Origin of the sequence: Clostridium sp. chh4-2, assembly GCF_002899675.1 — a bacterium.
Classification (GTDB): domain Bacteria; phylum Bacillota; class Clostridia; order Lachnospirales; family Lachnospiraceae; genus CHH4-2.
On sequence record NZ_PKUU01000007.1, the window covers coordinates 1 to 19491 of the forward strand.

The window sequence follows — 19491 nt, forward strand, 5'->3', positions numbered from 1 at the left end:
ATTACTATTTAATTGAGTATAAAGGTCCATGAGCACCTTGCCTTGGGCCGCCGATAGCGGTAGGCTAGCATTATTAGTAACACAGTTATTGACAATCTGCCCAATAAAGCAGGCTCCGGTCGTAGCATTCCGGATATCTTCGAAGAACTTCTTAATCTTGCCAAAACCAACCCGCACTGTATCGTTTGCTGCCGGTACCGGATAACTGGCCGTGGATGCCGTGAACGCGGATATCTTCGTGTCCGCAATGTCGCCACCAGAGGCAGTCACCTTCATATCCAACGCCGTCTGTTGTGCTGTAGAAACAGGTTTGTTAGCATCGCTCGTATTGTCCACACTTCCCAGTCCTACCTGCGATTTTGTAATCCCGTGGGGGTTGGACTTATTAGCAATGTGGGAAATCAGATCCGCAATTGCCTTCATTACCTTTCCCAAAGACACACTTAATTTTTCGCCACTGGTAAGGTTGCTCAGCGTTGATTCCTGACTGAATTTGGTTATCACATTGGATCCATCTCCACCAGAGGATGTCACTTTTGTTCCAAGTTTCGTGTCCATCTCGGTTTCCGTGTAATATCGGTCATCATGGGCATGTCCGGAAGGTGGGTACGTGGACGGCTTATTTTTTATGTAGGCATCTGAGCCGGTATCTGTTACATTCCAGTCCGACTGTACATTTACTTCCGCACCGGCCGTGATCCCGGCTAATTTATTTTTATCAGCTGTGGTATAATCATTGGTAGATAACTGCTTCCCTGATACCTTATCCACCTTACTATCTACTGCATTCCACTTTGTCCGCTCTGACGCAGTGACATGGATCACGGCATCCGCCTTATGGGAAATAAAGTCTGCGATTGCCTTCCTGATCTTTCCGAGTGACAGGCTTAGCTTTTCTCCACTGGTTATATTTTCCAGGCTCTCGGCTGTCGTATAGGTCGGCGTCTGGTCATTTGTTGACACGTTTGGCACGCTCCCAAGCCCTACCTGGGATTTTGTGATACCATGTGGATTACTTTTATTACTCACATGGCTAAATGCTGCATTCCAATTATCCAGAAGTACTTGAGTGATTCCATCCAGAATCCCTTTGTTGCCGTGGGTATGTTTCTTACTGTTTGCATCATTCCAGTTCGTTCTCTCCGTCGCTGTGATATGCTTAACTGTATCGCTTACATGCGTATAGGCCGCACTCCAATTATCCAGTAATGCTTGTGTTACCTTGTCCAAAATGGCCTTATTACTGTGTGTATGCTTCTTTCCATTAGCATCGTTCCAATTTGTACGTTCTGTATCTGTTATCATCCGATGAGTGCTATCCTGTGTAACTTTACTTGCTGCAACATCCGTTATGTCATCATTTCCCGCCTTATCCTTGAAGGCAAGTGCTTTCAAACGCACCTGAATTTCCTTTACAGATTCACCGATCCGGTTGAAGAACCAGTTAAAATAAGACGCAGGGGGTTTATAACCAGCCTTGAATCCTTCCTTTTTCAGATCTTCCGGCGGCTCAACGCCGATGTTTTCCCAATCCGGGACCTTTTTTTCAAAATCCATGTATCATTCTCCTCTCTATATTGGCAAGACTGGGATGCTATCATCTTCTCCAAGCAGTAGCCCCAAATATCCGCCGATGGTCTGAGCCACATCTGCGAATCCCGCGTCTGCATCATATTCCCCATCCAGTTCCGCAAATTCAAATGTTCCTTCAAAGTTATCGGCCGCCAACGTTACACATATTGGCAGGAGGGACTCAATCATTGTCACTGCCTGCCGACTCGAGAACCCTGCATTCACCAGCACAAAAATTGGGAACTTGGTAAGTTTCACTACACATGGACGTTCCTCTTCCGCAATATCCAGGTCATCAAGAGAAATGTCGCCTTTCTGGCTGTTAAACATGAGGACAAGCGTATTCAGGATGGAATTATAATCTCCTTGCACCACATTACGTCCAATCCTCGCAAACAGCATGTACCGGTACTGCTCATCATTCAGGAGCCCGCGGCGCTGTCCCAACATATCCCCATACAGATCCAAAGTTTTTCCGGTTGCCTGATTTAAGTCCAACGCACTCAGTACTGCTTGAATATCTGACCTCAGTTCATCCGCCTCTACCTTTCCCAGTTCCAATATCTTGTAGTTATTACTGTCCGTATCCTTCCGGTAACAATCCGGTAAACGTTCTACCGGTTTCATTCAACCACCTCTATTTCGATATTTTCCGCTGCGCTTCTTGCCACTTCGTAATCTTCTATCAGGATATTGCTGGAAGAAAAATTCGTTCCATTGTTTGAGACTAAAAGTTCCTGGACGTTCACTACACCATGAATCTCATGGATGTATCCGTATAGACTGGACAGATACACCGAGCCCCCGTTTGCAAGATTATTTATATATTCCAGCAGACTGTCTTTAATCTGACCGATCCCATTGCTTTCAAAAAATTGGTTCGTCAAAATCTTTGCTCGGATGTAAACCATCCGTTTCACCGTTCTGGAAAAACGTACTACATGAGGTTTATTTCCTTCATCTAACACCTGTACTTCAACCTCTCCAACGCTCTTGATTCCCAATGGTTTCTTGGAAAAGATTGCATCTCCGATCAGTTGGTCCTGGCTTTCCGGCGCCAGTACGTAGCACTCAAAACTGTGGGGCGGCCTTCCATCAACCATCTGCTCCGTATCATTTTCCGTAATAGCAACGCCATCCACCAGTGCCACACGAGATATTGCTCCACGGATAGCGTCAATGGTTGCGCTTCCTGATCCAGCGATGGATTCGCCAAACCGGATTCGTAGAGAGGTGTCATTCTCCCGCTCCTGCCCATAGGCCGTTATGCCAAGCAACTCCACCCGTTCAAGATCCGCATCTGGATTCACGATAGATAATTCCGTCCCTAGTTTCAGATTTCCGGCAGTTCCGGATTCTGAACAGCGTGCATTGCACTCCACGGTTCCGTCCACCCCCACCGTATAATCCTGATCCACATAAAAGGTCTGCCCGCCTCCTGACACACAGAATGCAGCCGGAATCACAGCTCCAGCATTTCCAATAAAACGCACGTTAAGCATTGCTTCCGTTGCAGGATCACGTACCACTCCCGCAAACGCGCAAAGCCGGTCCAGGTTCTGCCCCCTGGCACTGCTTGGGAACCTGGCATAGTAGATATCTTCCAGCAGTTCATAGCAATCCGCCAGATCCGTCACATTGATCCGGATGAATTTTCCTAGGGCAGACTGTCCGCTGGTGTCAATATCCTCACCGAACAGTTCCTTGGCCCGTGCGGTCTGCGCAGCCAGCAGATCCTCATAAGTTGGCCGCTTAAAACCTTTTTCTGTTAATACCATCGTCATACCTCCATCTTCACTTCCACCATACCGTCAGCCCCAGCTACGGAAAATGTAATCTCCATCGTTCTTCCCTCTGTTGCGATATCGCAATGCGTCATCTGTAGGGTCTTATCCACCTGGGCAATAGCATTACGCACGTAGTCCCGAACCATGGCCGGATTCGGATTCTTCTTTAAAATCTTTTGTACAGGAATCCCTTCCTTGGGATCCATCCACCACTCCCCACGATTAGTGCCAAGAACCTGACGGATCTTCTGGATCAGCAGTTCTGTATCGTATGTCAGTTTCACGTCATTATTTTCAATGATAACGTCTCCTTTTTCGTCCAACGCAAATCCTTTCATGCGATCACCTCCTACAAAATTCCTACAATCACGGCTCCGGCCAGCGTGTGATGCCCTGATACCGGTGTCGCAAATGCTCCTGTTCGCGTCTCAGTGATATCACGCTCCGCACAGACGCAGTACACGGTATCGCCAGCCTGCACCCGGCGGACTGCAGCCGGAGAAAGACTGGTGAACTTTACGGCACTGTCCAACACCGGGCAATTCGGGATCACTGCCTGCTTCTGTGGCTGCCCTCCTATGGCCCGAACCATGTTAAGGGGCTGGACCGTTGCAAGATTCCCACTGATGCTGATTACCTTCCCGCAAAATCCAGTATGGAGCTGAAGAAGTGCTTGTTCTATCATTTCATTAAATACGGTTCCTTTCATCTAATCACCTCTTTCCCTGCGATTTTGTATAAAAATAACGCCCCTCATTTGAAGGGCGTTCCTATTATTAATGATATGCGGTTTGTACATTCAGTAAGCTAATTATCAGAGTCGCCGCTTTTTCTGCCTGTGAATTATAATACTTTGCCAAAGGGGTATTCAACATATCACCTTTATCACAATTCACTGTTGCGTGAAATAGTTCAAAAGCGATTTCATAATTCACTTCCTCTAATGATAACCCATTTCTTATTGCAATTCTTTTTCCGTGCAAATAACTTTTGTATACTGATAATTCCTTTGTATTTATTTGTAAACCGTTCATTTCTGCAACCTGCATTAAAATTTTGAAAATACTAATAACATCATGGCTCTCTTTTGTTGCCACCTTCATTTCAGGCAATTCATCTGGTATCGGCTTCGTGCTCATCATCACAGGAACAACCTCTTCCTTCTTCTGATCATCTTTCGCCCGGAAATAGAAGTCCACTAGGTAATCGTACACTTCCCACGCCTGATCCGTGTTCAGAGATTTTGCATGGAACAGGGCACCTTTTTCAGTCCAGAGATAGATTACATGGGCAAATTTAAGGTTGTCATCAATTTGATGACTAGCTTTAAACTCTTTTAAAGGTTGTCCTTCAAGAGGAATAAAGTGTTTTCCTACTATATACCGTTCCCTGTTTCTCGTATAATTGTTGGAAATAACCTGTCTTGTTGTGCCATAGCTTTGTGCGAGCTGCGATGTTGTCAACACCCTCTTACCTTCAATTTCTACTAATTGAAAATTCCGCATAATATAAAACTCCTTTCAAAATTTTAGTTCTTGAAAGAAGTTTCCCAAGATGATATACTGTCCCTATCAGATGGGAAACCTCTGGTGTCAAAGTAGTAGTTGCTGGTCGCCAAACTTGTCAACTGCTACTTTTCTTCTAGTTCCTCGTCAATTTTTTGATCAAGCCATTGCTTTTTGGTTTTTTGCTGTTTAGCTAATACTTTCTCAAAAGCCTCCATTTTTTCCTTCTCAACTTCAACATGAAACGCTTTTTTATTTTTCCTCCTTTCTCTAAAATAATCTGACCTGTCTTTAACTATTTGAGGAACTTCCACAAGCCGTATTTTATCTGCTATTTTATTCACCTCCTTGTTGCATGTAACAACTATATCATGTTGCATGCAACAAGTCAAGTGATAATTACATCAACCTTTTTCCGTTCCTTATCCCACCTTTGCTCCAAGTTTTCTCAGCATTTCCAGATTCTGTGCAGCCGTTCCACTGTATCCAGCGATCCCTAACTTTTCAGCCAGTGTCTTCCGGTATGCGTAAGAGCTGTCTGCCCAAACCGATTTCAGCCCGTCCACAATGGAGACGCCACTGTATCCGGACAGATCCGGCAGGCCTTCTGTCTTCTGCTCTGTTTCGGAAGCCGGTGGCGCCGGCGGGCATTCAACGGCTTTTACTTTTGTCAGAAAGTTCGTTCCATCATAGGTGTGGCTTCCTTCCCTGACACGGTAAGATCCTGATACATTTTTAGAGTTAACTTTTATCAGGCTTGCCGTTGTAACTCTGTGCTGCAGAAGCATGGTTATTTCATAGCCATGAACCGCATCGACAAAATCTTCCATGGTGTTTTCTTCCTCAAACTCTGACAGTTCCAGTAAACCGGTATCTGCCGATAATGCAAAATCCAAGCCGTCTCCGTCAATAATCGGCCTTACATAGATCTGTCCCTTACAGATATAAGCTGATACACCGCAGACCTTTGCATACTTACGTATATTTTCCATTAATCCGCCGTCAACCGTCGCTTTATCTTTGTATATATAATCCCGTTTCAGCGTAAATACTGCTACTGGCAGTCCCATCATTCCCACCAGTTCCTGAAGGATCCGGCTTGCCGGCGTCCCCGCAGCGTAAGAGATGCTTTTTATTTCTTTTTCTTTTCTGTCATTGCTGTCGACTGCATAGATCTCCGTTATCCGGTCTACGCCGGAATAATATGTTTTGGGCTTCGAAATATACCCACTGAAAATAATCCCCGTATCGCTTCCGTATCCAGCTGTAACCGTAATCTTCTCACCTGTCTTGATATTCTGTATGGTTGTATCTGAGAGATTATAGATGATGATTTCGGCCTCATCTGCTTCTGTATCATCATCAAATGGAATGTCAAACTCACAGTCCAGCTCTTCACTACTGATTGTCACATCTCCGGCTTGAATAATTACGGTATGCCCATATAGACCATTCTGGTCCGCTTCTTCCGTGTCCAAGGATATTTTCCCTTCCAAACTCCGGATTGATTCTATGATTCTGGAACTTCGTCCAAAACCAACCCCTTCGACTGTAAAACTATTTCTCATGTACTCACTTCCCATTGTCGATTGTCAAAAAAACAGTCTCTCCAAAATTCTCCCATGTCACGGCCTGTTCCTGTCCCGATTCGTCCAATGGGACGATATCCGGCATTGGAAACACTCCGCTTTCGTAGATATCCCGAAACAGCGGCACTCCATAAACAATCGGCTCCGCATGACACAGCAGTTTTCCGTCCCGGTACAAGGACACAGTAAAGAGGTCCGCCCGCTTGTTGTAGGCGAACCTCATATTAAATTTATCTTTCCCTAGTGCAATGTTGAACCCATAGGGAATCAGTTCTTTTTTCACAATAATCCGATCTCTCATTATTCCCTCCCCCTTTATGGTATCACTAAAATCTGGCCGGCTTTAATCTTGTTTGGATCTGATAGCTTGTCACGGTTTGCATCAAATACTTTCGGAAACTGGTTTGCATTCCCATAATATGACTTTGCAATCTTAGATAATGTATCCCCGGACTTTACCGTATGAGTCCTGGTCGGCGGCGTTTCGGCAGCCGGTACCGGTGCTTCCTCTACCTGTTGGGTTCCATTATTTCCACTTCCTTCCATGTATGGACTTTTAGCAATCCGGATCTCCTTCAGCTCCATAGTGAAGCGGCAGCCACTGCGAATATCACCTATATGGCTGGTAGAAAATTTTGAAATTACGACATCAGAAACCAGATTGACTCCAACATACTCCACCAGCTCGCCACTCTTCTGCATGTTTTCTATTTCAGCAACATCATCTTCGTAGCTGCTTCCCACAATTTCACCGGACAGGCTCAGGAACAGAGGGGAACGGCGGATATGATCCGTCAGCTCAATCCCCTCTTCTACCGGATGGGTGCTCGCAGTAATCTCTCTGGATACATCCTCAGATTCTACAAAAATATAAATATCATTAATCAGCGCCATCTTACACCTCCTGCAGCGGTGGATTGGTCCGGCCCATTCCGTCCATTGCTTCCTTCATGGCATCCTTCACCCAGCGCTTTATCTTGCGTTCATTGCTGTCGCTAGCGCTGGCCCCGTTGAGGGTAAGGTTAAATACTGGGCTGTAATTGTTTGTCTGGTTAGAATTCCGGCTATTCGTAACCGTCGAGCTTTCAGGGCTGTACCGGCTCCGCATTGGATCCATCGTCCCGGCCACTCTCCCAGCAATCCCCTGAGCCGTCTTTGCGATTTTTCCGGTCAGGTTTGTCATGCCCTTGATTAAGCCAAGCCCAGTGTTTTCTCCGCTCTCCTCCATAACCCGTGATGGGCTGTGGATATCCAGGGAGCTGTTGACTGCCGTCTTCACATCCGTTGCGATTCCTTGGGCTGTCCCGATTACAGTGCCACGCATACTGTTGAGGCCATTGTCCAGTCCACGCATAATGTCCACGCCAGACTGGTACAGATCCGTATCGTCGATCTGGTCTTTGAAATCACTGCTGAACTCTCCGGCTTCCGTCACCATCCCGGCAAAGCTGCCTTGGACCGTTGTGTCCATCTGGGTCATCTGAGTAGCTGCGGACAGATTCATATCTGTCATTGTACCGTCAAACATCGTAGACAGATCCGTCAAGACTGGCTGCGATCCGTTCATGGAAGATGCCATGGCCTGATTCATGGAATCAAGGGCTGTAGTTCCCAGATTGGCAGACGATATCTCTACCATAGCCGAGTTGCTGTCTATCCCAGAAGCCAGCGCTGCCGGCATCTGCATTCCATAATCGCTCAATAGAGTGGTATCCGGTTTCAGACTTTCCGCCGCATCCGCCGTGGTATTGTCCGCCGCCGCTGTTAATTGGCTGGTACTTTCGTCCAAACCTGCCGCCACACCGTCGCCGACTTCTTTTCCGGCATCCTTACCCTTACTAAACAGCCCTTTAATTCCTTGTACTAAGCCGTTTCCTATGCCTTTAATGATATCCAGGCCAAGTTTCAACCAGTTCACACTCATCAGCGTTGTAATAATCGCACTGACTAACTGCGGGATTACCTGAATCAACTGCGGGATTGCTCCGATCAGTCCCTGTGCCAGCATGATGACAAGCTGAATACCGGTTGTCAGTATCGTCGGTGCGGCTGCGATCAGGCCATTCAGGAGCTGCATGATAATGTTGATACCGGATTGTATGATGGACGGGGCATTTGCCAACAGCCCTGCACACAGATTTTGGATTGCCAAAAGTCCGGCATTCAGGATATTTGGCATCTGTTGGTCGAGCCCCTGAAGCATGGAACCCAGCATCAGGATGCCAGCAGTGAGTAACTGCGGAGCCAGCTGTAAGATACCCATCAGCATCGTGGTAAGCCCATTCAGCACACTCTGGGCAATCTGGTCCCGGTTCTGCATGATTCCAGAGAGCAGGGACTGTACGATTGATACTCCACCCTGTACAAGCTGTGGGAGGTATCCCGTTACGGTAACAAGGACCTTGGATAAGGTTGTACCCAACTGGCCTACCAGACCTTCCAGTCCCCCCTTTTCCGTGGCTTTTGTCAGCTCTGTTACCCATCCGGTCGCCTCGCTTACAAGGCCTTTCAGGTTGCTGCTGCCCAATGCCTCATAAACGGCAATTCCAGCACCCTCCGCAGCACTTTTGAACTCTGTTACTTTCCCGGTCAGGTTGTCATTCATAGTCCGTGCCATGTTTTCCATAGCGCCGGCAGAATCATTGACATAGCCGCTCAACTCGTCATATCGTGCGCCGCTATTGGCTAACAATGCATTGACAGACTTTAAGTCATTTTTATTAAATATCGTTGATATTGCATCCTGCTTCTGCTGATCGGTCATTCCGTCCATAGAAGAATTCAAGTCATTCAGGATGTCATTCATCGGCCGCATCTTGCCTTCGGCATCATAGACATTCAGACCAAGCTTCTTCATCTTCTTGGCCGCCGTGTCCGTAGGGGCCTGCAAGGAGAGCATGATATTACGCAGGGCAGTTCCGCCTTCCGCGCCCTTCACGCCGTTATCTGCAATGATACCAAGTAAGGTGTTCAGCTCCGTAGTGCCTCCAGCCAACGTCTTTGCCGTGCCTCCAACGGTCAGAACTGCCTCACCAAGCTGTGCGACACTGGTGTTGGACTTCTGGGCTGTCTTTGCCAGCTGATCCCCAAACTTCGTCAGGTTCTCCTGCGTCGCTTCAATACCCAATGCAGACATACTATCTGTAACCATGTCAGATGCCGCAGCCAGTTCCATCCCTCCAGATGCTGCAAGGTTCAGAACCGTTGGCAGCGCTGCACAGGACTTATCCGCATCATATCCGGCTAGGGCCATATAATTCAGTGCTTCCGCCGATTCGGATGCCGAAAACTTTGTAGAAGCTCCCATCTCCTTGGCGGTATTTGCCAGCTTCGCATAAGTCTCGTTGGAATAATCCGCCTCGTCTGCCGTCATACCCATAGTGGCTGCTACCTGGCTCATGGAAGCCTCGAACCCTGCACCTACGTGGACAGCAGCCGCTCCCAAACCACTAACGGCCACAGTTGCTGCAGTTATCCCTGCGACGGTTCCCTTTACAGCCGCTTTCCCCAATGTTTTTGCTGCGCTGCCCGCATGAGTGGCAATTGATTTAAGCCCTGATACAGCACTCTTAAAGGTCATTTTCGCAACTTTCCCCAAAGATCCCAGAAGCTTCTCCCCTGCCCTGATACCAAGCTGCAATTGAGGTGGCAGCTGCCGGATCCCATCGTCAAGCTTTTCTTTTGCAAAAGTCTTGGCCTGCCTGGCCAGATCTTTAAACTTTTTAATTGGATTCTCTGTCTGGTTGTCTAAATCATCAACATTATCCGTCAAGCGCTGGTCCCCGGCATTCCGCAGCTCTGAGGTAAGATCAGACACACGATTCTGGGCATCTCCCGCAGCATCTCCCGCTTCATTGATCGGACCTGCCAGGTCGTTTTCCGGTGGGGCACGGAGCCTGTCAACAAGGTTTTCTACATCATCGGCAGCTGTCCTGGCCTCATCGGAAACTTCATTCAGGCCACCCGCTGTTTCATTCAGTATCCCAAGCCTTGCCTTTATATCATTAATACCTGCAGTCAAATCAGCAAACGGATTAGTTTCAACGTCAAAGCCTATGCTTACAACATCTTCCCTTATAACAGCCATACCATCACCTGCCTTCCTTGTTCGCCCGCTTCATGGCATCTATATATAAATCAAATGCGGCATTCGCTTCATGGATCTCGTCTGGCAGCATCTGGTGAAATACCGTATTATAATCCATCCCTGCATCCAGTACCAAACGCCACCAATCCCAATGTTCCTTAGCTCTTTGCTTTGCCCGTGCTGGCGTTAGCTCCGTTTCGAAACTTCCCGTACATCACATCGCGCCCCCAGGTTGTCACGGTATTGTATTCCTCCAGGGTCTCAAAGTCATCCGCCGTCAGTCCCTTGGGGTCTACGATGATGTTATCCAGGATATACTGCCCCAGTTTTTCCGTACTGGTGGTACTGGTCCCGTCTATGTACGAACTGTCAATTGCCCGGACCGCGGCAGATACCCCAGAAAACTGTGCCACGTATTTCTTCCCGTTGAATTCCTTTTCTACTGTATAAAACTTGCTCTTATCCATTTTTATTTTCTCCTTCTCATAAAAGATGGGGCAGCCTGCGCCACCCCGTTATCATCATTCCACTGTATAATCAAACACCTGGATCTCAAACTCTCTGTCTGCCAGTTCCGTCCCCTGTTCCAACGTAGGCGGCTTCTTCATCATTGCCTTGGTACCACCTGCTTTTTCTCCGATTGATTTATTAATAACCCAAATATCAAACATGGATTGAGATCTTGCCAGTCCCATGAGATAACCCTTTTGAGGGCTCGTCCCCTGCACGGTGATCGTAATCGTCCCTAGCTGATTACAGCTTTGGTTGACTACCACGTCCCCTTGGGCACCTACGCTGGTAGAAAAGTTATCCTCATCTTTTTCACAGGAAACCATATCCTCACCCAGCCCCGTGATGTACACCCCGTCGACTGTGATGACACATTCTTTCGGGTTATATAATTTTACATCTGCCATCTATTCTTCCTCCTTACGCTTCGATTGTTCCATTAATTGTGGCGTAGTGAATCGCACCAGCCAAATCAAAAGAGAATTTTCCGCCATTATATGTCCGAGCGGCCCGATCCGCTTCACTTGTCTCTGCTCTAGTCGCAAAATCAGTAGAGTAGATCGGAATTCCATCCTCATCCAGGGCAATTATGCCCATTGAGGAAGCTTCCTTCAATACGCTAGTGACAACGCCCTCGAGCTGGCTGATTCCTACGTTATCAAAACTCAGTTTTGGGCTGGAGTTCAGCAGTTTCTGCGACTTATAGGCAATATTTTTTATTACATAATCTTTGCTGTCTATAATATCTGCATACTCCCCACTAAGGACCATCCCCTCACTGGTAACAATATCCCCCGCCTTTCGGACGATGCATATTCCACTAGCTTTATGAACGGTGTCAATCTGCGCGTCGGTAAGCGAGTCAGGCTCAATGCCCTTGATGATAACATTCTTGTAGGTAAATGATCCTACCGTCAGTCCCGCCGTGGCGCCAACCAGAGCTCCCTCAACACCTTCATCCGTACCAGAATAGACAATCGCCATGGTGCGGTCCATTTTTCCAAGAGCTGCCAAAGAAGCAGTATCTGCTACTTTAATAAATAGCATTTTATCCTCTGTTGTCTCAATATAGGCAGCAAGATCCTTAACTACATCGTCATTTTCTCCCAGGATCGGGATAATCTGGCGAAAATCCTTTTCTTTAATAAGATTCAAAGTTTCAGTCACTTTACCAGTTCCCGCACACACTGCTATTTTTGCCGGCCTATTGTTTTGCATAAACAGTTTTGTGCACTGTTTATAGATTAGGCTGTCTTGTTCAAAACCATCTTCCATGATCTCATCCAGGCTGCCATATTCTTTATAGTCTTTAACGGCTGTCGACATTCCTTGTATAATCAATGGAACGCCAAACCCCGCACTTCCTGCGACCTGTTTTTGTGTAATCTTTACGGTCACGTCATTTTTTGCCATATTTAATTCACTCCTTTTTAATTTCTGCCTGATCTATCGTTTCTATATCTTGATCTTCCACCGCATTCATGATGGACAGAACCGCATCAAATCCTTTTCGATACTCATATCCTATCGTTAACAGCGTATCCCTGCTGGTTATGGCTCCCACACTCTGTACCACAATACCGTTATCATTCAAATACAAGCGTCCACTCTCCTCCAGCCAGTCTTTCGCTTTCATAGCCACCATCTGTGCCTCGTTATCCCGATCCCCCTGAACCGTAAAACTCCAGGTCTGAGTAATCGGCATATACTGCTGGCCTCCGGATACCGAGTACGTCCCCTTCTTCGTGTCTGTGTTCAGGACCGTAAAGGAAATATAGGGATACGGCGGTATCCGAGCATTTGCGAGATTAGATTTCACAATCTCACAGCCAGTCACCGCATTCAGTCCTCCCGCGATGACGATGTTAATCTTTTCCTGATCGATCAAATGCACCCACCCTTTTCAAGTTGTAGGCATTAAAGCCTGCGTAATCAGAGTAATCCGTGTTTGCCTGCACCTTGTATTTCATTCCATTGTGAACGATGTAGTGCGCCGGCTCCAACGGAATCTCGACCAACGTAATAAACTCCCGGTCCTGTTCTGTGTAAGTTCCTCCGCTCTGATAGATCTTCCGATCCATCATGGGAATGACCGCACCGGAGATATCCCGCAAGGGTGGCGCCGATTCCGGCACCCATTCCCCACCGACATAACTTCCGGATTCCACATCAGAGAGCAGCTGGCAATCCACACTGTATTTCTTTATCAGACGCTCAAAGTTGTATAATTGTCTCATTACTGCACCTCATATGTTATTGAGCCGATCATATCCCCAGTATCCACCAATGGGTTACTGCTTCCCTTCCGAGATACTGTAAACGGATGGTTCGGCGGACTGTCAAGTGATGCCGCATAGTCCTTGATTTCAGCTGCCAGGATGAGCCCTACCATCTTTAGGAATGCATCTGTATCCATACCCCCATTTAGAACTGAGGGAAGGATATCTTCCGCATTATCAACCACACCATCCTTGCTTTGGTCGTACCCATTCCGTAAAAAGGCCCGTTCTGGTATCGTGATATATTTCGTGCTATCTTTCAGATGCAGGCCTTGGCTGTGCAGATATGCCCGCATTTTATCCGTCACCTCAATCTTACAGCCGTACTCATGGATTCCGGCCAGCCAGGCCTGTTCGCCGAATACACCAACGTTCACCCGCCGGCCATTCAGCTGTGCAGCCGCTTTTTCCATCTTCGGGATCAAGTTCTTTGTGTTTTTCCACTTAACTCCCATTAGCACCACCTCCTTTTACACGGAATAAACTTCACGTTCGGCTTTAAGTAAGCCTTCAGCAGCTGCCTCGCCAGGGACATCGTCTGCCTTTCCACAGAGTCCGTGGTAAAATTTTGGGACATCGGGCCTACGCTTTCACCCGTGACCCCGGTGTCCCGGCTGCATACCTCACTGAACTTCACTAAAAAAAGCCTGGCCGATGAGGGCAGGGCTTTGACGGATTCTATATCCGTGATATCAAATTCTAATGTGGTGTTATCCCGGAGCCATTCAAGGCCGCTTTCCACATACAGCTGTGAGGATGGCGGTACTGGAAGCTCCAGGCTTTCAAATTCCTCTGCCATCATAAGCCTTCATCCTTTCTTACGTTGTCGGAGCCGCCGGGTTTGCCTCGAGCTTATGCTTCAGCGCCACGATCGGGATGTTCTTATGATCCTTCTTGAGCGTCCAGTTAGCCGGCTTCTCCAGGTCTGCATTGGCCGCATACTTCTTGCCGCCCGCCAGAGTCGCCTCCGTATTCCAGGACAGGCCAAGCGGATGCATGACCAGAGCCCGGCGGTTGATCAGGATGTTCTCCGCCTTTCTCTTGTTCCTGTCAGTCTCAACACCAACCAGACCCTGCGGCATGCCGTCATTCCGGGCAAATACACCCTTGCCCAGGAAATAGGTCATATAAGTCTTTGTAGCAGGATCATACGGCATCCCGTCATCCACAACCACCTGATATCCCAGATAGTAGTCGATCTTGATCTGCAAAGTGGCATCATACTCGGTCTCAATGTTCTGCTGTTTCTGCAGCCGGGTATAGGTGGCACTGTGCATGAACACCATGCCAAGCTTATCATAGGCATCGCCCATCAGCTGTTTGGCATCCAGCGTATTGTCCACACCGATGATGCAATCACTCCCCTCCGATGCAGACACATCCAGCACATGGCCTTTCAGCGCACCCTTGGACGGGTCCAGGATACCCTTCAGGATCGCCATCATGACTGCCTGTTCCCTGGTGATCCACCAGTCCGCTGCCAGATCTGCGATCGCAGACATCGGATCAGATCCGCCAAATACCCTGGAAAGATCCGTGTCGCCCCATGCTTTCTGACGGATCAGAAGCGTGGCTTTCTCGTTGTCGGTGGAAATCTTATCAACACCGATCTCCTCCTCACCAAACACCTCATCCTCGCCGGTCAGCGGCTTGTAGTAAGGCATGATGATGGAATTTCCGCCTTTGGGTGTCCCATTGATAACCTGGGATACCGTCGGGTCTGCGGTTGTGATCCCACTGCGCACCAGCATGGATTTCTCTGTTGTTCTCGTGATGATGTACTCCGCAAATTTCGGGGGTACAATCTGCATATCAGCAATCGTTGTAATAGGCATAATTCACTTCTCTCCTTTTCTTTTACTTTCCGGCGCTGGTCTTTAATGTCTTTGCCAGCTCCGGGTTATTGATCTCCAGTTCCATCTGTTTTGTCAGGTTCCAGGAATCCTTGCTCCAGGGATTATCCTGACCGCTGCCGGCGTTGCCCTTGCCCGGGGTGCGCCCATTGGCCTTGTAGATCCCGTCGGTCGTATACTTCGCAACACGCTGGGCAAACTTCTGAAGGGCCTTAACCTTTACGTCAATGGCTGTCTCATCCTCTCCCAGGACAAACTCCACCAGGTCCAGGGTCTCCTCACTGCCGTCATCAAGTTCTGCTTTCTTCAGCGCCTTGATGGCATACATACGGTTCTCTTTCTCCTTGATCTCCTGTTCCTTCTGAGCCAGTTCCCGCTCCTTCTCCTGAAGCTCCAGCTGCTTTAATTCATCAGCCGACAGGTTCTTCTTGCGCTCCTTCTCCAGCTCGCCCTTGAGTTTCTTATTCTCATTGCCAAGCTTGTTGGTCGCGCGGTCAACCGCTGCCTGAACCATCTTCTCCAGTTTCTTCTCCGAATCCTCTGGATCTGTAGACGGATCATTTTTAGGCAGCCCTTCCTGTGGTGGATCCGTTTTGGTATCGTCCTCTGCGGTTTTCGCCATCTCATCATATTCTTCCTGTGTAATGGATCCTGATTCCAACAGTTCTTTTAATTTACTTAATTTCATTCCTCTGCTCCTTTCGAGTCCTTACCCCGACCCCACGTTCCGAGAGTGGCAACTGGTAAGTCCACATTGAGTTGATAGTTTCACCGCCCCACATTCCGGGAGTGACGGGCTGACAGTTTTGTGCCTTATCAGAGGGCATTAAAAAAAGACGCTTTCACGTCTCCTCATTCTCCTGTGTTTCTCCCTCCGCTATGGTTATGTTGGGAGAATAGTTGATGATTCTATTCTGCTTTTCCAGTGCCTTTGCAATCCGTTCCACGGCATCGACAATCCGGCGGAGTTCCTTTACTACTGTTCTGATATCATCCATGTTTGCTCCTTTTTGTTGCGATGTCGCAACAAAAAACCACCAGCCGTTCCCGGCTGATGGCATCACCCATCCACATAGCATGAATAAATCATTGCGATGTGTTCCATCACCATTGATTCATCCACACCTCTCTGTTCTGCTTCCGTTAAGGCGTCATACAGACCAAACACTTCCTGTCGGAATGCAAGGAATGATTCCCTGTCCTCCCACAACCTGAAGTCGTCCACTTTTTCGATAAGCGCATCCGCCCGGCTCTTCATCACCAATTCGCCCCCTTCACTTGCCTCAGAAGCTCACGCAGGGCTTCCGAATCCTGGTTATTCATTTTCAGATACCTGTCCACCTGTGCTTCCAGCCAGCTATACCGCCTGTCAAGGCTTTTCCCAAACAGGGAGACAGCGAAATCAAGGTCATTGTCCCGGAGCCCGGTTATCCGGTTAATCTTCCTGAGGGCTTCTACACCATGCCTGGGATATCCGCTAAAAGGGATTCTCTCATTGGTGCATATCTCACGGGCCAGCAGCTCCACTGAAGCCTCTTCCATTGCTCCATGCTTTATATAGGTGATGCGGTTCAGATAGCTCCCGGATCGTGCATGGAGATGCTCATGGATGATTGTTTTGTCCGATGCCGTGCTTTTTAACAGTATATCACAGTTCCATTCCTTCCGACCAGCAATTTTATCCCTGCGGCACGCTTCATCATCCACGGTGACCTTTCCGCTCCACTTACTCGGACGGGTGGTGTATTTCTCGGTGATATTCTTTGCGTTCACGCTAGCGGCCTGTAATTCCTCTTTCGTCCGCTTCTTCCTGCCCTGTGGTTCCTTATCCTGCAAATCAGCCTTTTTTAATCCGTAAGACAGATAACACCGGCAGTTAATATCCTCCCCTGCCACACCACTCTGCCCCGGAGCCATGGTCTTCGCCCCGCTTGGAAGGGTGAATTCTTCCTCGACCGGAATCATGATACCTTCCATCTTCCGATGGTCGTACCTCCTTGCTTTTCCCTTGGTCTTCCCCGCTGGCCGCACACGTTCGTCCTTCATCGTCTTCCAAGTCTTCGCCATCCACATCCCGCTCTCGCTGATCTTCAGCACCTCATCAGTCAGCAGCGCCGCATCATGGTTCCCGGCCTCCCGTACCCGGTGAGTCTCCGTCCTGGCAATCCGGATCGCCTTCTTATAGTCACCGTTAACGGACTTCTTGATCCGGTTCGCCATTGTGCTGTACCGGTCACCATTCATCAGGCCGACGCTGATATTCTGCTTGATATCATAAATGATTTCCTTCCGATGCTTCTCCAGACGATCATTGAGAGTCAGTTTTGACACAGGATTCTCGACTGCCCTGCGGATGATGTCAGGTGTGCAAGCTTTCAGTGTTCCCATTTCCACGCCGGCGGATGCCTTCTTAACGCAGTCAATCATCCCATTGTACGTGTACTCGTAGGTCTGGTCCACCATGCTGCGGATAAGCCGCTTGACATCCGGGGAAATGTCATTGATCTTCTGTTCCACTTCCTCCAGGAACCGGGCATAATAGCCGTGTTTTTGGAGGATGGCATATGTAAGCTGGTCGTCTTCCGCATACTGGGTATATGTATCCGCCAGGTAGTGTTGAAGTTCCTTCATTAACTCCTGGTAGGCCTTGCGGATTTCTGCCTCGGCTCCCTTCTCCCGGTGCTCCTCGATGCGGCGTACCTGAACCAGCAGCCGGTTCAGGTCATCATACTCATAATCAGCCATCCGCTATCTCCTCTTTTAGTAGAACTCCCTTCTGTTGTTCATTCTGTGGCAGCTTCTTCACTTCTTCGCCTTCATCTTCCAGATCTGGGATATCATCTTTTTCGGTCTCAATCAGCCTTAAAACTTGCTCCACGTCGTCGATCATGGACAATGCTCCAAACGCAATCTTCTTCGGAAGTCCTGCGGCGATCAATGCCTGTACAGCCTGCGCCTCACCAAGGAAGTCCACAGGGAAGTTATGATTGAATTTGACGTTGCATTGTAGTGGATCAAATGGGATCCCTTTTTTCGCAAAGCTGCTTGCCAAAAGCTCAAACATATAGGTAGCCGCGCTGACTCGTTTCGCATCAAATGTTCCAGCCTTGGTTTCCAGCCCGGTCATTTTGATTCTCAGTGCAATACCGGAGGAAGCTGCGAACTCCGGGTCATTCAGGTTGGGGGTTTTTGAAAACCGGTAAATATTGTCCTGCGCCCGATCCAGGTGACTGTTGACAAAATCTCCCTGGATGTTCTTAGTCAAGTAGTAGACATCATATGGGGATTCCGGATCATCCACGTCTACCCCGATCACGCCGGTGGCATTGGCCCTCGCCATGGTATCCTCGTTGATTCGGCAGTTCTTGAACACCATGTATGCATTGGCGAATCCCTCAATGTCGTTGCTGTTGTCGCTGTAATTCCCGTCATGGTCATCAATCAATGCCAGCTGCTTCTCTGCATCCCCAATCAACTCCCGGTTATTAGGAATCCCCTGGAGCGGGCAAAAATCAAACAAATGCGGCTTTGAATTTATAAAACTGAGTGCATCAAGCTGCCCCTCATAGAACTGCACTGTGCCGCTGTCATAAAATTCCACCTTCCATGTCTGCTGGTCGTTGAGGTCCAGGTACTGATAGTACCGCACCCCAAATTCCGGCTCCGTCATTTCTGTTTCCGACAGGATGATCGTCTCATACGGCGGCATTATCATCACGCGCTCATTACCTTTCGGGTCAATATAAAAGAGACGCCCCGCATAGCCGCATACCGCGGCAAACTTGGTCGCCTCCATATCGATGTCGAACATATTGTTGCGCTTGACAAAATCAGACAGTGCCTTGCTTGCTGCTTCCACAGCCTCCTCTCCACCAGTCTCTTCCTCCGCCTGATAGTCATCCCCATATGTATAATTCGCCGGCTTCCCCGCACAGAACCCGACTTTTATGTCGTTAATCTCACTGAAAAAGTCGTTGTTAACCCGGTTATTGATTGCATTCTCAGCCTGATGTTCACCGTCGTCCTTAAACCGTGGTTCCCGGGTAAAGATCGGCACCTTATCTGCCTCTGTACGATATCTCCCATACAACTGTTGCATGTGTTCTCGGCATCCCTGATGACGGCGTATGATCCGGTTCAGGAGTTCCGGCGTGATCCCGTCGTTCCGGATTGCTTGAATCTCTGCGGAGTAATCTGGATACTCCATGCTGGAAAGTCGTCCCATCCATCTATCCATATCTCCTGTCTCCCTTCCGGCGCTGATAATACGCCACAATATTCTTATCAAAAAATGGCCTACCGCCCTGCG

The 19491-nt window shown here is 48.3% G+C and carries 23 protein-coding genes and 1 pseudogene; all 24 read right to left on the bottom strand.

Annotated elements, in window-relative coordinates; all coding sequences use genetic code 11:
- Positions 1 to 1557, bottom strand: a pseudogene (locus tag C0033_RS08785) (hypothetical protein); the annotation flags it as partial.
- A 15-nt stretch (positions 1558 to 1572) separates the two neighbouring features.
- Positions 1573 to 2199 (bottom strand): hypothetical protein, encoded by a 627-nt coding sequence (locus tag C0033_RS08790; RefSeq protein ID WP_103227488.1) that lies wholly within the window; start codon positions 2197 to 2199, stop codon positions 1573 to 1575.
- The gene (locus tag C0033_RS08795; RefSeq protein WP_180994639.1) at positions 2196 to 3350 is read right to left on the bottom strand and encodes a baseplate J/gp47 family protein; all 1155 of its coding nucleotides are present in this window, start codon (positions 3348 to 3350) and stop codon (positions 2196 to 2198) included. The genes C0033_RS08790 and C0033_RS08795 overlap by 4 nt, the downstream gene beginning before the upstream one ends.
- Positions 3351 to 3352: 2 nt before the next feature.
- Complete coding sequence (locus C0033_RS08800; protein WP_103227490.1) at positions 3353 to 3697, bottom strand: hypothetical protein; 345 nt, start codon at positions 3695 to 3697, stop codon at positions 3353 to 3355.
- Between the two features lie 11 nt (positions 3698 to 3708).
- Positions 3709 to 4068 (bottom strand): hypothetical protein, encoded by a 360-nt coding sequence (locus C0033_RS08805; protein WP_103227491.1) that lies wholly within the window; start codon positions 4066 to 4068, stop codon positions 3709 to 3711.
- Between the two features lie 67 nt (positions 4069 to 4135).
- On the bottom strand, positions 4136 to 4864 hold the full coding sequence (locus C0033_RS08810; protein ID WP_103227492.1) for an ORF6N domain-containing protein: 729 nt from the start codon (positions 4862 to 4864) through the stop codon (positions 4136 to 4138).
- Between the two features lie 125 nt (positions 4865 to 4989).
- Complete coding sequence (locus tag C0033_RS08815) at positions 4990 to 5244, bottom strand: hypothetical protein (protein WP_103227493.1); 255 nt, start codon at positions 5242 to 5244, stop codon at positions 4990 to 4992.
- Between the two features lie 42 nt (positions 5245 to 5286).
- On the bottom strand, positions 5287 to 6432 hold the full coding sequence (locus C0033_RS08820; RefSeq protein ID WP_103227494.1) for a hypothetical protein: 1146 nt from the start codon (positions 6430 to 6432) through the stop codon (positions 5287 to 5289).
- A 4-nt stretch (positions 6433 to 6436) separates the two neighbouring features.
- Complete coding sequence (locus C0033_RS08825; protein ID WP_103227495.1) at positions 6437 to 6754, bottom strand: hypothetical protein; 318 nt, start codon at positions 6752 to 6754, stop codon at positions 6437 to 6439.
- Between the two features lie 14 nt (positions 6755 to 6768).
- Positions 6769 to 7347 (bottom strand): phage baseplate protein, encoded by a 579-nt coding sequence (locus C0033_RS08830; protein WP_207656863.1) that lies wholly within the window; start codon positions 7345 to 7347, stop codon positions 6769 to 6771.
- 1 nt (position 7348) lies between these two features.
- Entirely contained in the window at positions 7349 to 10540 is a 3192-nt protein-coding gene (locus C0033_RS08835; protein ID WP_207656864.1) for a phage tail tape measure protein, read from the bottom strand.
- Positions 10541 to 10698: 158 nt separating this feature from the next.
- A complete protein-coding gene (locus tag C0033_RS08840) occupies positions 10699 to 11007 on the bottom strand; it encodes a hypothetical protein (protein ID WP_103227496.1) in 309 nt (102 codons plus the stop codon).
- Positions 11008 to 11061: 54 nt separating this feature from the next.
- Complete coding sequence (locus C0033_RS08845; RefSeq protein ID WP_103227497.1) at positions 11062 to 11457, bottom strand: phage protein; 396 nt, start codon at positions 11455 to 11457, stop codon at positions 11062 to 11064.
- Positions 11458 to 11470: 13 nt separating this feature from the next.
- Positions 11471 to 12463 (bottom strand): DUF3383 family protein, encoded by a 993-nt coding sequence (locus C0033_RS08850; RefSeq protein ID WP_103227498.1) that lies wholly within the window; start codon positions 12461 to 12463, stop codon positions 11471 to 11473.
- 7 nt (positions 12464 to 12470) lie between these two features.
- A complete protein-coding gene (locus C0033_RS08855) occupies positions 12471 to 12938 on the bottom strand; it encodes a hypothetical protein (protein ID WP_103227499.1) in 468 nt (155 codons plus the stop codon).
- The gene (locus tag C0033_RS08860) at positions 12916 to 13287 is read right to left on the bottom strand and encodes a hypothetical protein (RefSeq protein WP_103227500.1); all 372 of its coding nucleotides are present in this window, start codon (positions 13285 to 13287) and stop codon (positions 12916 to 12918) included. The genes C0033_RS08855 and C0033_RS08860 overlap by 23 nt, the downstream gene beginning before the upstream one ends.
- A complete protein-coding gene (locus C0033_RS08865; protein WP_103227501.1) occupies positions 13287 to 13784 on the bottom strand; it encodes a hypothetical protein in 498 nt (165 codons plus the stop codon). Before C0033_RS08865 ends, C0033_RS08860 begins: the two co-directional genes overlap by 1 nt.
- The gene (locus C0033_RS08870) at positions 13784 to 14131 is read right to left on the bottom strand and encodes a hypothetical protein (RefSeq protein ID WP_103227502.1); all 348 of its coding nucleotides are present in this window, start codon (positions 14129 to 14131) and stop codon (positions 13784 to 13786) included. The genes C0033_RS08865 and C0033_RS08870 overlap by 1 nt, the downstream gene beginning before the upstream one ends.
- A 16-nt stretch (positions 14132 to 14147) precedes the next feature.
- Positions 14148 to 15164: a major capsid protein gene (locus tag C0033_RS08875; RefSeq protein ID WP_103227503.1), complete on the bottom strand. Its 1017-nt coding sequence runs from the start codon at positions 15162 to 15164 to the stop codon at positions 14148 to 14150.
- Between the two features lie 22 nt (positions 15165 to 15186).
- A complete protein-coding gene (locus C0033_RS08880) occupies positions 15187 to 15870 on the bottom strand; it encodes a DUF4355 domain-containing protein (RefSeq protein WP_103227504.1) in 684 nt (227 codons plus the stop codon).
- Between the two features lie 154 nt (positions 15871 to 16024).
- Entirely contained in the window at positions 16025 to 16180 is a 156-nt protein-coding gene (locus C0033_RS26965; protein WP_180994640.1) for a hypothetical protein, read from the bottom strand.
- Between the two features lie 62 nt (positions 16181 to 16242).
- On the bottom strand, positions 16243 to 16443 hold the full coding sequence (locus C0033_RS08885; RefSeq protein WP_146043753.1) for a hypothetical protein: 201 nt from the start codon (positions 16441 to 16443) through the stop codon (positions 16243 to 16245).
- Positions 16440 to 17927: a phage minor head protein gene (locus C0033_RS08890; protein ID WP_103227506.1), complete on the bottom strand. Its 1488-nt coding sequence runs from the start codon at positions 17925 to 17927 to the stop codon at positions 16440 to 16442. Before C0033_RS08890 ends, C0033_RS08885 begins: the two co-directional genes overlap by 4 nt.
- Entirely contained in the window at positions 17920 to 19419 is a 1500-nt protein-coding gene (locus C0033_RS08895) for a phage portal protein (protein ID WP_103227507.1), read from the bottom strand. The genes C0033_RS08890 and C0033_RS08895 overlap by 8 nt, the downstream gene beginning before the upstream one ends.
- Positions 19420 to 19491: the final 72 nt, after the last annotated feature.

Coding starts and splice junctions, on each gene's coding strand:
- C0033_RS08895 (WP_103227507.1), bottom strand. CDS start 19,419: ATGGATAGATGGATGGGACGACTTTCCAGCATGGAGTATCCAGATTAC.
- C0033_RS08815 (WP_103227493.1), bottom strand. CDS start 5,244: ATGCAACATGATATAGTTGTTACATGCAACAAGGAGGTGAATAAAATA.
- C0033_RS08860 (WP_103227500.1), bottom strand. CDS start 13,287: ATGAGACAATTATACAACTTTGAGCGTCTGATAAAGAAATACAGTGTG.
- C0033_RS08835 (WP_207656864.1), bottom strand. CDS start 10,540: ATGGCTGTTATAAGGGAAGATGTTGTAAGCATAGGCTTTGACGTTGAA.
- C0033_RS08850 (WP_103227498.1), bottom strand. CDS start 12,463: ATGGCAAAAAATGACGTGACCGTAAAGATTACACAAAAACAGGTCGCA.
- C0033_RS08845 (WP_103227497.1), bottom strand. CDS start 11,457: ATGGCAGATGTAAAATTATATAACCCGAAAGAATGTGTCATCACAGTC.
- C0033_RS08805 (WP_103227491.1), bottom strand. CDS start 4,068: ATGAAAGGAACCGTATTTAATGAAATGATAGAACAAGCACTTCTTCAG.
- C0033_RS08800 (WP_103227490.1), bottom strand. CDS start 3,697: ATGAAAGGATTTGCGTTGGACGAAAAAGGAGACGTTATCATTGAAAAT.
- C0033_RS08820 (WP_103227494.1), bottom strand. CDS start 6,432: ATGAGAAATAGTTTTACAGTCGAAGGGGTTGGTTTTGGACGAAGTTCC.
- C0033_RS08870 (WP_103227502.1), bottom strand. CDS start 14,131: ATGATGGCAGAGGAATTTGAAAGCCTGGAGCTTCCAGTACCGCCATCC.
- C0033_RS08890 (WP_103227506.1), bottom strand. CDS start 17,927: ATGGCTGATTATGAGTATGATGACCTGAACCGGCTGCTGGTTCAGGTA.
- C0033_RS08790 (WP_103227488.1), bottom strand. CDS start 2,199: ATGAAACCGGTAGAACGTTTACCGGATTGTTACCGGAAGGATACGGAC.
- C0033_RS08840 (WP_103227496.1), bottom strand. CDS start 11,007: ATGGATAAGAGCAAGTTTTATACAGTAGAAAAGGAATTCAACGGGAAG.
- C0033_RS08795 (WP_180994639.1), bottom strand. CDS start 3,350: ATGGTATTAACAGAAAAAGGTTTTAAGCGGCCAACTTATGAGGATCTG.
- C0033_RS08865 (WP_103227501.1), bottom strand. CDS start 13,784: ATGGGAGTTAAGTGGAAAAACACAAAGAACTTGATCCCGAAGATGGAA.
- C0033_RS26965 (WP_180994640.1), bottom strand. CDS start 16,180: ATGGATGATATCAGAACAGTAGTAAAGGAACTCCGCCGGATTGTCGAT.
- C0033_RS08830 (WP_207656863.1), bottom strand. CDS start 7,347: ATGGCGCTGATTAATGATATTTATATTTTTGTAGAATCTGAGGATGTA.
- C0033_RS08880 (WP_103227504.1), bottom strand. CDS start 15,870: ATGAAATTAAGTAAATTAAAAGAACTGTTGGAATCAGGATCCATTACA.
- C0033_RS08810 (WP_103227492.1), bottom strand. CDS start 4,864: ATGCGGAATTTTCAATTAGTAGAAATTGAAGGTAAGAGGGTGTTGACA.
- C0033_RS08825 (WP_103227495.1), bottom strand. CDS start 6,754: ATGAGAGATCGGATTATTGTGAAAAAAGAACTGATTCCCTATGGGTTC.
- C0033_RS08875 (WP_103227503.1), bottom strand. CDS start 15,164: ATGCCTATTACAACGATTGCTGATATGCAGATTGTACCCCCGAAATTT.